Genomic DNA, 13,857 nt, shown 5'->3' on the forward strand with positions numbered 1-13,857 from the left:
TAGTAAGCGTTTCAAAACACCTAATTTCAGTATAGCATATAAAATTCTATATTTCAATCGAGAAAATACAAATCATTATTCTTCAAATAAAAATAATACTAATTTTGTTTTATTATCATTTCATAAATCGTTTTCAACGTTAATTTAAATATTTTATATTAAAATATTTAAATTATAAATTTTAAAAAAATAATTTCATATTGAAATTTCCTAATTAATAAATTATACTTATAGTTATAGACAATAAAAGGAGCTATATTTATTATGAAAAATAAAAAATTTGTTATGACTATTTCATCAGTATTAGCTACTGTTGTTCTTGCAACAGGTTGTGCACAAAAAACTGAAGAAAAAAAAGAAGAAAATAAGAGTGGAGATAACAAGATAACTCTTACTTACGATCAACTTAGATCTCGCGAAAATACAATGGGAGCTTTATGGTATCAAAATGCAGCTGAAGTAGATGCATTATACCAACAAGGTTACAATGTTGCTACTAATAAGTTAAAAGAACTATTAAAACAGCCTACTGATAAACCATATTCTATCGTCTTAGATATTGATGAAACAGTATTAAGCAACATACCATTCCAAGTAAAAATGGTTAAAGATGGAACTGCATTCAATCCAAAATTATGGGACGAGTGGGTTCAAAAAGCAGAAGCTACACCAGTGGCTGGAGCTAAAGAATTCTTACAATTTGCTGACAAAAATAAAGTTCAAATTTACTACATTTCTGACAGAACTGATGCACAAATAGATGCTACAATTAAAAACCTTGAAGCACAAGGTCTTCCAGTTCAAGGACGCGATCACCTAATGTTCAAAAAAGAAGGTGACAAGTCTAAAGAAGGACGTCGTCAAGAAGTTATTAAACATACTAACCTAGTTATGTTATTTGGGGATAACTTAGTTGACTTCGCTGAATTCTCAACTAAATCAGAAGCTGATAGAGATAAAATGTTTGAACAATTAAAAGCTGAATTTGGGGATAAATTCATCATCTTCCCTAACCCTATGTACGGATCATGGGAATCTGCAGTATACAAAGGTGAGAAAAAAGACGGTAAAGGACAATCTGAAGCTCGTCTAAATGCACTTAAAGGATACTAATCTTATATAAAATTAACAATTTAGAGTGTCTTAATATTATCTAATAAAAGATAATATTAAGACACTTATATTTTTTTCTATTTTTTAATTCTATATCCTTGATTGATAGCGAATATCAGAGTATAATTAAGTAGCAAAGCATATAACAGCTTATTTATTATTCATTAAATTAGGAGTCAAAAATGAAAAAGAAAAATCTAAAATACGTTCTTATACCAGCATTTGCAGCTACTACACTATTTCCTGTCTTAGCAACCGATAACCAAGCCCATGCTAATGAAAACAGTGATACAGTATCTGCACCAGTTAATAATACAGCTAGCAATAACGGAACTTCAACTACTGAAACCCCAACTTCTAACACTGCTACAAATTCATCTTCAACTGCAGATGTAAAACCTAATGTAGATAGTAGTAATAATGAGGTTTCTACTACTAATACTGAAGAAAACACATCTTCTAAACCTACAATCCCATTTACTATAGCAGAGTATAAACAAAAAAGTGCTCTTGAACTTGCTAAATTAATTCGTGAGAAAAAAGTAACAAGTACAGAGTTAGTTGATCTAGCATATAAAGTTATTTCAGATGAAAATCCTAAATTAAATGCTGTACTCACTACTGAAAATGGAAAAATTCCTAAAACTATTATCGATGAAGCATATAGAACTGCTAAAGAAATAGACGAGAGAGTAAAAGCAGGTAATCTTGCCGCTAATCCTGTAAACTGGGAAGAACAACCATTTTTAGGAGTTCCTACATTAATTAAAGGATTAGATTTACTAAAAGATGGTGATGCTTCTAATGGTATCTATTTTAATAAAGGTAAGGTCTCTAAGTTTAGTGGAGCTGTCGCAAAAGAATTCGAAAAACTTGGATTTGTAATACTTGGACAAACTAACTACCCTGAACTAGGAACTAGAAATATCACAGATTCTAAATTATTCGGACCTGCTGGTAACCCTTGGGATCCAAGTCGAAATACAGGTGGTTCTTCAGGAGGAAGCGCAGGTGCTGTAGCAAGTGGAATGGTATCAATTGCAAGCGGTAGTGATGCTGGTGGTTCAATTCGTATCCCTGCTTCATGGACAGGTTTAATTGGTTTAAAACCTACGGGTCATGTAGTAAAATTCCCTCTAGTAAAAACTATCGAAGATGCTAAGGCATATTTTGACAAGACAACAATCAACAAACCTAAAACACTAGAAGAAGTTCCAACTGATTTGAAAAAATTAAAAATTGCGTATTCACTTAAAACACCATTAAGAGATGTTGAATTAAGTGAAGATGGAAAAAAGGCCGTTCTTAAAGCTGTTGAATTTCTTAGAAAACAAGGCTTCACTGTAGAAGAAATAAATGAATTCCCTATTGATGGTTACGAAGGAATCAGAACTTATACAATTGGAGCTATTGGTGGAGCATACACTGCTCCCGCAAAAGTAGCTACTGAAGATAATAAACGCGATTTAGATCCTGCAACTTATGCACTAGGAACATCGTCATATAAAGTTAAGACTGTTAACACTGATATTTCTTCTGCAAAACCAATGTCGGAATATATAAATCAAATGAACGAATTTTATAAAAAATATGATTTATTCTTAATGGCAACGAATGCTGTGACAGCACCATCTAACGATAAAAAAGTTGACCCTTATGTAGATCCAGAGGTTGAAGAAAAGCTTTATAATATTAATCAAATAAAAGATCCAAAAGAGAGATTCAATCTACTAGTAAAACAATGGGAACCAATGATGAGAAGAACACCATTTACATGGCTATTTAACTTAACAGGAAATCCTGCTATCTCTTTACCAGTTTATAAGAGTGAAAATAATCTTCCTCTTGGAGTTATGTTTGCCGCAAAAAATAATTCAGAAAAAATACTTCTGGAAATGGGACAATTATTCCAAGATAATAATCAATTCATAATGCATCCAAACATTAGAAAAACAGTTGTTGCCGAAAATGGAAATAAAGTAAGAGAAAATGAATATGGTACAAAATATGAATATTCAATTCCTAATGAATCTCCTGTTGCTGATGCTCTTAAACCTTTCACTGGTAAAGTTGACGGACTTTCTGAAAATGGTAATAAAGTAGTTGTTGATAATGACGGTAATGTTTCTGAGTTCAACACACCTACTGACGCTCCTATTGCTGAGGCTCTTAAACCTTTCACTGGGAAAATCGATGGACTTTCTGAAAATGGTAATAAAGTAGTTGTTGATAAGAATGGTAATGTTTCTGAATTCAATACTCCTACTGACGTCCCTGTTGCTGAGGCTCTTAAACCTTTCACTGGGAAAATCGACGGACTTTCTGAAAATGGTAATAAAGTAGTTGTTGATAAGGATGGTAATGTTTCTGAGTTCAACACACCTGCTGACGCTCCTGTTACTGAGGCTCTTAAACCTTTCACTGGGAAAATTGATGGACTTTCTGAAAATGGTAATAAAGTAGTTATTGATAATGACGGTAATGTTTCTGAGTTCAACACACCTGCTGACGCTCCTGTTGCTGAGGCTCTTAAACCTTTCACTGGGAAAATTGATGGACTTTCTGAAAATGGTAATAAAGTAGTTGTTGATAAGGATGGTAATGTTTCTGAATTCAATACCCCAACTGAAGTTCCTGTTGTTGATGCTCTTAAACCTTTCACTGGGAAAGTTGACGGACTTTCTGAAAATGGTAATAAAGTAGTTATTAATAAAGATGGGAATGTTTCTGAATTCAATACTCCTACTGATGCTACTGTTACCGAAGCTCTTAAACCTTTCACTGGTAAAATTGATGGACTTTCTGAAAATGGCAATAAAGTAGTAGTTAATAAAGATGGGAATGTTTCTGAATTCAATACTCCTGCTGACGCTCCTATTGCTGAGGCTCTGAAACCTTTCACTGGAAAAATTGATGGACTTTCAACAAATGGAAATAAAGTTGTTGTCGATAAAGATGGTAAAGTTTCTGAATTTAGAAACCCAGAAAGAGCACCTAGTGTTCCAAAACTTCCAGAACTAACTATTAACAAAGAAACAACAACTGTTGTAATTAAATCAAAAGATCAAAATATCAGTGTAGAACTAAACTCTAACCATGCCGAAGAAATCAGTTTTAAAGCAACTGATATTACTAATAAAATAGATTTAGAAGAATTAAAAGCAAAAATAATAAATGATAAAAATAATGGAATTAATAATAAAGATGAAATTTCATCTATTAGGGTTGTTGATTTAGAATTACAAAAAGATAATAAAACAGTTAAACTAAATGTACCAAGAACAGTACATATAGCTTTACTTCAGAATGAACAAGATAAAGAAATACTTGTATATCACTTAAAAGACGATAATTCTATTGAATTAATACCTTCAAGTACTACAGGTGGAAATTTACAATTTACTGTAAATCACTTTAGTAAGTTTGCTATTATAGCAAAAATTAAAACAGCATTAGCATCTAATGAAAAAGATATTAATACTTCTGCAGTACAAGAAGAGAAAAAATTCACAGTTATAAATGCAAAAGGAGCAAAATCAACTCCTAAAAACCCACCAAAAACACTTCCTAAAACTGGAGAAACTACTAATAAAGCTTTAACTTTATTGGGAATTTCATTATTCGCTGCAACTATACTATTAAAACGTAGAAAAAATAGCTAATACACTTTTACCTCGGGCTGACCCAAAAATTATAAATTTTAACAAGGTGTATATGAAAACTAATAGACGCAGTGGTTTATTGATATCTAAATTTGCTTTATAAAAGCTTTTTAGATATCTAATAAACTGTGCGGGGGTGACTCGACAAAATCGATTTCGAAATAACAATTTTTGAGTCACTCCCAGTTATCTCTTTAAAATTATAAAAAAAGATATAGTTCAAATGAAAGGTTGTATACTAAATCCGGGGCATGGAAAAATTCCAGCCCCGGATTTCAATTTTTATATACAAAAAGACAAATACCCAATATAATTAAAGTGTAGAAAAATAATTAACTAAGAAAGGATATTTGTCATGTCTAATTTTATCACAAATTTACTATTAATAAAAGACCAAAATATAACTATGGATGATAAACTTGATTTAATTAATGTAGACGGTCAAGATACATTCGTATTTCATGGGACTTTATCATACAATCCAAAGTGTTGTACAAACTGTGGTTGTATAAAAGAAGGAAATAATATAGTTAAAAATGGATTCACAGATCCATTAAAAGTAGCTTTATTAAAGATATCAGAATGCCCTACATATCTACGATTAAAGAAACAACGCTTTAAATGTAAAGAATGTAATTCTAAGTTTTGTGCTGAAACATTATTTGTACAAAAACACTGCAGTATATCTAAAAATCTTATATTTCACATTATGAAGAATCTTTCTAAGACAATATCATTTAAAGATATAGCTGAATTAAGTAATGTATCAGTATCTACAGTAGTAAGAGTAATGAAATCATGTAGAGAAGCCGTAGAAATTAAGACTCATTCAAACCTACCAGAACACCTATGTTTTGATGAGATAAAGTCAACTAAAGACAGTAAAAATGGAATGAGCTTCGTATTCTTAGATGCTAAAACACATGATTTTATAGATATTGTAGATGGAAGAACTCAACATATATTAAAACAGTACTTTATGAGATATCCAAGGAAAGTAAGAAAGAAAGTAAAAACAATCTGTATAGATATTTACCCTCCTTATATGAATATGATTAGAGAGATGTTTCCTAACGCTAAAATAATTATAGATAGATTCCATATGGTACAAAATATTAATAGAGAATTAAATAAAGCTAGAATAAAACTAATGAACCAATATAAGAATAAAAAAAGTTCTACTTACACTATTTTAAAGAACTTCTGGAAAGTAATATTAGAAGATAGAGATAAAGTAAATTCAACAAAAACATTCTATTCTAGAAGCTTTAAACGCTATGTAACTAGAAAAGAAGTATTAGATTATATATTAGCTATAGATGATGAATTTACACCTAGCTATGAGAGAGTGCATGAGATAAGAGAAGCTATTAAGGCTAAAGATTCTGTAGAATTAGAGAAGTATATAGATATGGATACTAGAGGATTATCTAAAGGTGTATCTAAAGCTATAAATACTATGAAAAAGCACAAAGAGTATATGCTTAATGCTGTTAAATATAAGTATTCTAATGGTCCATTAGAAGGATTTAATAATAAAATAAAACTACTAAAGAGAGTATCTTATGGATATTCTAGCTTTAGTAATTTCAGATTACGCATTTTAATTATGTCTAGATTATTTGTTTCTGAGTATAAAAATAATGTCAAACTTAAAGAAAACAAGAAAAAATCTAAGCAGCAAAATGCTGCCTAGATTTCATTTCCTATTTTTCTCCATGCCCCGAATTTGACAAAGAGCCAAATGAAATGAACTATATCTTTTTCTTTACTTTTCAGATACTTTCAGACGGGCACAAGCTTTAGCTAAAGCTAGTTCTGCACGTCTTACATCAAGACCATTTTCTTTTTTAGCAAGACGTTCTTCCGCACGTTGTAATGCTCTTCGAGCACGTTCAACGTCAATATCTTTATCTAATTCTGCTGTTTGAACTATAATAGTTACTTCGCCTTTATGTGTTTCCACAAATCCTTCACTTACAGCTAAATATTCTTCTCTGCCATCAGGAAAAACTACTTTTAATGGTCCGACTTTTAATGATGCAACCATTGGAACGTGGTTGGCCATTACCCCAACTTGTCCACTTGTAGTCCCTAATACAACCATAGAAGCCTCTTTTGCGCTATAAGCTTCTCCATTAGGAGTAACAATGCTTACACTTAAAGTATTCATTTATTTACCTCCTATTTGTATTATACTTCTACTCCTAGTTTACGAGCTTTTTCTAATACGTCTTCAATACCACCAACTAGACGGAATGCATCTTCTGGAATATGGTCATATTTACCATCTAAGATTCCTTTAAATGCTTCTACTGATTCAGATACTGGAACATATGATCCAGGTTGACCAGTGAATTGTTCTGCTACGTGGAAGTTTTGAGATAAGAAGAATTGAACACGACGTGCTCTATCAACTGTTTTCTTATCTTCATCACTTAATTCGTCCATACCTAAGATAGCGATAATATCTTGTAATTCACGATATTTTTGAAGAGTTCTTTGAATTCTAGTCGCAACTTGATAGTGTTCTTCCCCTACAATTTCTGGAGCTAATGCTCTTGATGTAGAAGCTAATGGGTCAACGGCTGGATAGATACCCATCTCTGTTAATGAACGCTCAAGGTTTGTTGTTGCATCTAAGTGAGCGAATGTTGTAGCTGGAGCCGGGTCAGTATAGTCATCGGCTGGTACATAGATCGCTTGAATAGATGTAACAGATCCTTTTTTAGTTGATGTAATACGTTCTTGTAAACGTCCCATCTCAGTAGCAAGTGTTGGTTGGTAACCAACGGCTGAAGGCATACGTCCTAATAACGCAGAAACCTCAGAACCTGCTTGTGTGAAACGGAAGATGTTATCGATGAATAGAAGTACGTCTTGTCCTTCTTCATCACGGAAGTATTCCGCCATTGTTAATCCTGTTAATGCTACACGCATACGAGCACCAGGTGGTTCGTTCATTTGTCCGAATACCATGGCTGTTTTGTTAATAACACCTGAATCTTTCATTTCATAGTAAAGGTCATTACCTTCACGAGTACGTTCACCTACACCAGTGAATACTGAAAGACCACCGTGTTGTTGTGCAACGTTATTGATAAGTTCTTGGATAAGAACTGTTTTACCAACTCCCGCACCACCGAAAAGACCGATTTTACCACCTTTAATATATGGTGCTAGTAAGTCGATAACTTTAATACCTGTTTCAAGAACCTCAACGTGTGTTGATAATTCTTCGAATGTAGGAGCTTCTTTATGAATTGAATCTTTACGAACTTCTGCTCCTGCTTCTTCACCGTGGTCAACTGCTTCACCTAATACGTTGAACACACGACCTAATGTGTAGTTACCAACAGGAACTGTAATTGGTGCTCCTGTATCTACTACTTCTGCTCCCCTATTTAATCCATCAGTAGATGACATCGCAATTGTTCTAACTACGTTATCACCAATTTCTAGAGAAACTTCAAGAACTAATTTTTCTTTTTTTCCATCACCTTTTTCTATAAATACTTCTAAAGCATTTAATAGATTAGGCATATGCCCTGATTCGAATTTTACGTCTACTACAGGTCCCATAACTTGGAGAATATAACCTTTATTCATATGTTGTTTGCTAACTTAATAGCTTCTCCTTTCTCATTACTATTTTGTTGCTGCTGCTCCACTTACAATCTCTGTAATTTCTTGTGTAATTGCAGCTTGTCTTGCACGATTGTATTTAATCGTAAGTGTATCAATAATATTTCCTGCATTATCAGTTGAGTTTTTCATTGCTGTTTTTCTTGCAGAATGTTCACTAGCCTTACTATCTAATATACTTCCGTAAATCATACTTTCAGCATATTGTGGTAGTATTACATCTAGTACTGCTGCCTCACCAGGTTCAAATTCATAAGCTCCTGTAGGTTGCTCATCAGAATTTGCGAATTGATCTGTATTTTCTATAGGAAGAACTTTACTTTCAGTTACAACCTGTTGAATCATACTAACAAAGTGATTGTAATGTATGTAGATTTCATCATATTCTTTATCTATGAAATAACCTACAACTTTATTAGTAATTTCCTTAACCTGTGTGAAACTTGGCTCATCTGGTATATCTCTATAACTATCAACTACATTATAGCCATTTTTTCTGAAGAATTCTGCACCATAGTTACCTATAGCTACAATTCCATATTCGCTATCATTATGTCTTTCGTTAACAGTATTAACAAAGTTTCTAATGATATTAGAATTGAATCCTCCACATAAACCACTATCACTAGTAATTACCACATAAAGAGTTTTCTTAGCTTCTCTTTTTTCTAACATAGGATGCTTGATATTAGCTCCTTTACCAAAAATTGTTCCCATCACTTCTTGCATTTTTTGCATGTAAGGATTGAATCTTTGTGTGTTAGATTGTGCTTTTAAAAGTTTAGAAGTGGAAACCATTTCCATCGCTTTTGTAATATGACTAGTTTTCTTTGTAGAATTGATTTTGTTTTTAATATCTCTTAGTGACGCCAATTAGTTCACCACCTTTACTCTACTACTTCTCATCTTAAGCAAAAGTTTTTTTGAATGCAGCGATTACTTCATCCATAACTTCTGTTGCTGGTAAGTCTTTTGTTTCTTTAATGTGCTTAACTGCTTCATTTTCATGAGCATCTAAGTACGCATATAATTCTTGTTCAAATCTGTGAATATCTTTAACTTCAACATCATCTAAGAATCCGTGTGTTAAAGCATAAAGAATCATAACTTGTTTTTCTACTGGAATTGGTTTGTGTAAGTCTTGTTTTAGAACTTCAACTGTACGTTTACCACGTTCTAGTTTTTCACGAGTTGCTGGATCTAGGTCAGAACCGAATTGAGCAAAGCTTTCTAACTCACGGTAAGATGCTAAGTCAAGACGTAATGTACCTGATACTTTTTTCATAGCTTTAATTTGTGCAGATCCTCCTACCCTAGATACTGAAAGCCCTGCGTTAATCGCTGGTCTGATACCTGAGAAGAATAAATCTGATTGTAAGAAGATTTGTCCATCAGTAATTGAGATTACGTTTGTTGGAATATATGCAGAAATGTCACCTGCTTGTGTTTCTACGAATGGTAGTGCAGTGATACTTCCTCCACCAAAATCTTCATTTACACGAGCTGCACGCTCTAGAAGACGTGAGTGTAAATAGAATACGTCCCCTGGGTAAGCTTCACGACCTGGTGGTCGTTTTAATAGTAATGATAACTCACGGTAAGCTGCTGCTTGTTTTGATAAGTCATCATACACGATTACTACATCTTTACCATTAAACATGAATTCTTCCGCCATAGCAACCCCTGCATAAGGTGCAATGTAAAGAAGTGGTGCTGGTTGAGATGCTGATGCTGTAACTACGATAGTGTAGTCTAATGCACCATGTTCTTTAAGTGTTTCTACAACACTACGTACTGTAGATTCTTTTTGCCCAATTGCAACATAGATACAAATAACATCTTGTCCTTTTTGAGCTAAAATTGAGTCGATAGCTACTGCAGTTTTACCTGTTTGTCTATCCCCGATAATAAGCTCACGTTGTCCACGTCCGATTGGTACTAATGCATCGATCGCTTTAATACCAGTTTGGAAAGGAACTGATACAGATTTACGTCCCATAACCCCAACTGCTGGAGATTCAATTGGACGACGTTTTGTAGTATTTACTGGACCACGTCCATCAACTGGTTGTCCTAATGGATCAACTACACGTCCTATTAATTCTTCACCAACAGGAACGTCCATAACACGTCCAGTACGACGAACTTCGTCTCCTTCTTTAATATCAGTTGTTGGTCCTAAAATTACGATACCAACATTAGTGTCTTCAAGGTTTTGAGCAAGACCCATAACCCCTGTTTTAGTGAATTCAACTAACTCACCACTCATTATTTCATTAAGACCGTATACACGAGCTATACCATCCCCTACTTCTATAACTGTACCGACATCTGTTGACTTAACTTCAAACTGATAATTTTCTATTTGTGATTTTAGTAATGAACTAATTTCTTCAGCTCTAATAGCCATTTATGTCCCTCCTTGTTTCAACTTCTTCTAGATTGTAGAAATTTTTGACTTTATAGCGTTTAATTTTGCTCTAACACTAGCATCTACTACTTTGTTATTGTAAGTAAGTTTAAGCCCACCTAGAAGACTCTTGTCTACAAGGTTATTAAGTTCTACTTTTTCTAGTTGTAACTCATTTTTAAGTTTTTCTTTTAGATTTTCTAACTGAACTTCAGTTAGTGGCGAAGCTGATTCAACTTTTACAACAACGCTATTTGAATGTTTATTAAACAATTCAGTAAATTGCTCTAAAACAAAATTTATTAATGAGATTTGCAGATTTCCTGCTAAGATTTTCACAACATTTACAACATATTTATTTACTCCTGCAAATGACGCTTCAATCAAGTTAATTTTTTTTATTTTTTCTAAATTAGGGTTGTTCATCAATGTAACAAAATCAGAGTTTCCATTAATAACTTTTGCAACTTCTGGTAACTCATTAGCTACTTGTTCTAATGCGTTATTTTCTTTTGCAACTTCAAATAATGAATATCCAATTTTATTAGCTAATACTGACTTACTCATTATTTCACCCCTACCTCTTTAATGACTTTATCAACATATTCACTTTGTGTTGAGTCATCTAATTCTTTTTCTAAAATTTTCGAAGCTACAAGCACTGATAAATCAGCAATTTGTCTGTTGATTTCTTCAAGCGCTCTTTTCTTCTCATCCTCAATATCTCTTTGAGCATTTACTTTTAATTGTTCTGCTTGTTTGCGAGCTTCTTCAAGAATAGCTTGTTTTTCAATCTTAGATTGTTCGCGAGCATCTTCCATCATAACTTTAATTTCTTGTTGAGCATTTTTTAATTTTTCTTGATTTTCTTCAAGTAAAACTAATGCTTCTTTTTGATTTCTAGCAGCATCATCAAGTTGACCTTCAACTAATCTTTGACGCTCATCTAACATATCAATAAGTTTGTCCCAAGCAAATTTTTTCAGTAATACTAATAAGATTAACACAGCTATTATGTTAATAGCCATATTTCCTAGATTAAAACCTTGATGAGAAGCGTGTTCAGTAGCTAAAAATACTAAATTTTCCATTTACTAACTGCTCCTATTTTTCTTAGTTATTTTATTTTATTACTAAAATTAACTATTTTGCTAAAATGATGAATGCAATAACTACTGCTAAGATAGGTACCGCTTCAACAAGTGCGAACATTACAAATGCATTAGATTTTAATTTAGGTTCAACTTCTGGTTGGCGAGAAACACCTTCCATAAATTTACCGAATAAATATCCGTTACCAATACCAGCTCCAATCGCTGCTAATCCTGCTGCTAATCCTGCTCCAATTAATTCTACCATAATTATATTTTCCTCCTTGGATAATAAATGAATTTTATTAATTATTAATTTTTACATAAAATTGTGTACTTATTTGAATTAATGTTCATCACTAATTTTATGTGATATATAAATAAATGATAATACCGTAAAGATATATGCTTGGATAAATCCTATAAATAGAGAGAATCCTTTCCATACTACTAAACCTGTAATACCTGCGATAGCACCGAAGACACCTGCTGTTGTTAGTGTCGCTAAAAGTGCTAACAGTACTTCCCCTGCATAAATATTACCGAATAAACGCATTGAAAGTGTCAATAAGTTTGTAAACTCTTCGATAACTTTAAACGGCGCAATACCTATACCCGAAGAAGTATATGTACCAAAGTAATGTTTAGTACCTTTATACTTAATTCCTGCATAATGAGTAAACACAATAACTAATAATGCAAGAGAGAAAGTAAATGTTGGATCGGCTGTTATAGAATTCACATATACAACTTCATTGTAACTAACTTCTATAAGCACACCAATCGTATTTGCTACAGCAATAAGTGAAATAAGTGTTAACGCTGTCGCCCATAATCCTTTACCATATTTTTTCCAACTAACGTTACCCTTAATTACATTATCACTAACGAAATAAGCAAGTAACTCAGCTGCATTTTGACGTTTACTATCTGGTCTTAATTTAATTCTACTAGTTAGAAACATCACTATAATAAAGGTAAGCAACACTGTTATTAAAGTTGTGATTACACTAGGAATATTAACCGTTATATCATAGCCAAATAATTTGGTAATAAGATATGTATGTTTTTCCATATATTCCCCTCACCTCTTTTCTTAAGTATCTTTTATATTTCTAAATCTGTTGTAATATAAAATTAGAAATACTTAATACATATTATAATATTATTTTATAATATTTGCTAGCGATTTCTTAAATTTTATATAAATTGTTTAAAAATATGTTATTAATATTTTATTATTTTGTTCCGAAGATTCTGTCTCCAGCGTCTCCTAGTCCTGGTACGATATACCCATGATCATTTAGTTTTTCATCTAATCCTGCGATATAGATATCTACATCTGGATGTGCATCATGTAAAGCTTTTACACCTTCTGGTGCTGCTATTAAACACATAAATTTAATATCGTTAACTCCACGTTGTTTTAGTGAGTCAATTGCAGCAATAGCTGAACCACCAGTTGCTAACATTGGGTCAACAACGATGAAATGACGTTCTTCTGGATTACTTGGTATTTTTACAAAGTACTCATGTGGTTGAAGCGTTTCTGGATCACGATACAAACCTACATGTCCTACTCTTGCTGATGGAATTAAATTCATTAAACCATCAACCATTCCTAATCCTGCACGAAGAATTGGAACAAAAACTATCTTTTTACCTGCAAGACGTTTACAAGTAGTAGTTTGAATTGGAGTTTCTACTTCAACATCCTCTAATGGAAGATCCCGAGTAATTTCATAAGCCATTAAAGAACCTACTTCATTAGTAAGCTGTCTAAAGTCTTTAGAACCCGTTCTCTTATCTCTAATAAAAGATAATTTGTGTTGGATCAATGGATGATCAAATACATGAACTTTTGACATAATTATAGTTCTCCTTTGTTATATTATTATATTTATTTTACTCTAATTATTTCATTTTAACAAGGGAT

Annotated in this window: 12 protein-coding genes; 3 read left to right on the forward strand and 9 right to left on the reverse strand. The window is 32.6% G+C overall.

The genetic code is table 11. The features are described 5' to 3' along the window. Positions 1-264 precede the first annotated feature (264 nt). The 3 genes from FOC48_RS06500 (at position 265) to FOC48_RS06510 (ending at position 6,471) form a co-directional block, all read left to right on the forward strand. Positions 265-1,113 carry a 5'-nucleotidase, lipoprotein e(P4) family gene (locus tag FOC48_RS06500; protein ID WP_172497903.1) on the forward strand — a complete coding sequence of 283 codons (849 nt, stop codon included), beginning with the start codon at positions 265-267 and terminating at the stop codon, positions 1,111-1,113. Positions 1,114-1,295: 182 nt separating this feature from the next. Further along, complete coding sequence (locus FOC48_RS06505; RefSeq protein ID WP_003147217.1) at positions 1,296-4,775, forward strand: amidase family protein; 3,480 nt, start codon at positions 1,296-1,298, stop codon at positions 4,773-4,775. A gap of 355 nt (positions 4,776-5,130) precedes the next feature. After that, positions 5,131-6,471, forward strand: coding sequence for an ISL3 family transposase (locus FOC48_RS06510; RefSeq protein WP_003148113.1), 1,341 nt, complete (start codon positions 5,131-5,133; stop codon positions 6,469-6,471). A gap of 72 nt (positions 6,472-6,543) precedes the next feature. Here the strand turns inward: FOC48_RS06510 and FOC48_RS06515 are convergent, their stop codons facing one another. From FOC48_RS06515 to upp, 9 genes are all read right to left on the reverse strand, one after another. Further along, the gene (locus FOC48_RS06515; protein WP_003147220.1) at positions 6,544-6,948 is read right to left on the reverse strand and encodes a F0F1 ATP synthase subunit epsilon; all 405 of its coding nucleotides are present in this window, start codon (positions 6,946-6,948) and stop codon (positions 6,544-6,546) included. A gap of 20 nt (positions 6,949-6,968) precedes the next feature. Then, positions 6,969-8,384: a F0F1 ATP synthase subunit beta gene (gene atpD, locus FOC48_RS06520; protein WP_003147221.1), complete on the reverse strand. Its 1,416-nt coding sequence runs from the start codon at positions 8,382-8,384 to the stop codon at positions 6,969-6,971. 39 nt (positions 8,385-8,423) lie between these two features. Beyond that, positions 8,424-9,293 (reverse strand): ATP synthase F1 subunit gamma, encoded by an 870-nt coding sequence (gene atpG / locus FOC48_RS06525; RefSeq protein WP_003147222.1) that lies wholly within the window; start codon positions 9,291-9,293, stop codon positions 8,424-8,426. A 34-nt stretch (positions 9,294-9,327) separates the two neighbouring features. Continuing rightward, positions 9,328-10,830, reverse strand: a complete 1,503-nt coding sequence (gene atpA, locus FOC48_RS06530; protein ID WP_003147223.1) for a F0F1 ATP synthase subunit alpha — start codon at positions 10,828-10,830, stop codon at positions 9,328-9,330. Positions 10,831-10,857: 27 nt separating this feature from the next. Next, entirely contained in the window at positions 10,858-11,397 is a 540-nt protein-coding gene (gene atpH / locus FOC48_RS06535) for an ATP synthase F1 subunit delta (protein WP_003147225.1), read from the reverse strand. Continuing rightward, complete coding sequence (gene atpF, locus FOC48_RS06540) at positions 11,397-11,921, reverse strand: F0F1 ATP synthase subunit B (protein ID WP_003147226.1); 525 nt, start codon at positions 11,919-11,921, stop codon at positions 11,397-11,399. The genes atpH and atpF overlap by 1 nt, the downstream gene beginning before the upstream one ends. A 52-nt stretch (positions 11,922-11,973) precedes the next feature. Continuing rightward, a complete protein-coding gene (atpE, locus tag FOC48_RS06545; protein WP_003147228.1) occupies positions 11,974-12,189 on the reverse strand; it encodes a F0F1 ATP synthase subunit C in 216 nt (71 codons plus the stop codon). Between the two features lie 78 nt (positions 12,190-12,267). Then, complete coding sequence (gene atpB / locus FOC48_RS06550; RefSeq protein WP_003147230.1) at positions 12,268-12,996, reverse strand: F0F1 ATP synthase subunit A; 729 nt, start codon at positions 12,994-12,996, stop codon at positions 12,268-12,270. A 163-nt stretch (positions 12,997-13,159) separates the two neighbouring features. After that, on the reverse strand, positions 13,160-13,789 hold the full coding sequence (upp, locus tag FOC48_RS06555; protein ID WP_003147232.1) for a uracil phosphoribosyltransferase: 630 nt from the start codon (positions 13,787-13,789) through the stop codon (positions 13,160-13,162). Between the last annotated feature and the right edge of the window lie 68 nt (positions 13,790-13,857).

The organism is Gemella haemolysans, from assembly GCF_012273215.1.
Classification (GTDB): domain Bacteria; phylum Bacillota; class Bacilli; order Staphylococcales; family Gemellaceae; genus Gemella; species Gemella haemolysans_A.

What these genes read in the sequence shown, in the direction of transcription:
- atpA (WP_003147223.1), bottom strand. Translation starts at nt 10,830, where the DNA reads ATGGCTATTAGAGCTGAAGAAATTAGTTCATTACTAAAATCACAAATA.
- atpE (WP_003147228.1), bottom strand. Translation starts at nt 12,189, where the DNA reads ATGGTAGAATTAATTGGAGCAGGATTAGCAGCAGGATTAGCAGCGATT.
- atpB (WP_003147230.1), bottom strand. Translation starts at nt 12,996, where the DNA reads ATGGAAAAACATACATATCTTATTACCAAATTATTTGGCTATGATATA.
- atpD (WP_003147221.1), bottom strand. Translation starts at nt 8,384, where the DNA reads ATGAATAAAGGTTATATTCTCCAAGTTATGGGACCTGTAGTAGACGTA.
- atpH (WP_003147225.1), bottom strand. Translation starts at nt 11,397, where the DNA reads ATGAGTAAGTCAGTATTAGCTAATAAAATTGGATATTCATTATTTGAA.
- FOC48_RS06510 (WP_003148113.1), top strand. Translation starts at nt 5,131, where the DNA reads ATGTCTAATTTTATCACAAATTTACTATTAATAAAAGACCAAAATATA.
- upp (WP_003147232.1), bottom strand. Translation starts at nt 13,789, where the DNA reads ATGTCAAAAGTTCATGTATTTGATCATCCATTGATCCAACACAAATTA.
- atpF (WP_003147226.1), bottom strand. Translation starts at nt 11,921, where the DNA reads ATGGAAAATTTAGTATTTTTAGCTACTGAACACGCTTCTCATCAAGGT.
- FOC48_RS06515 (WP_003147220.1), bottom strand. Translation starts at nt 6,948, where the DNA reads ATGAATACTTTAAGTGTAAGCATTGTTACTCCTAATGGAGAAGCTTAT.
- FOC48_RS06505 (WP_003147217.1), top strand. Translation starts at nt 1,296, where the DNA reads ATGAAAAAGAAAAATCTAAAATACGTTCTTATACCAGCATTTGCAGCT.
- FOC48_RS06500 (WP_172497903.1), top strand. Translation starts at nt 265, where the DNA reads ATGAAAAATAAAAAATTTGTTATGACTATTTCATCAGTATTAGCTACT.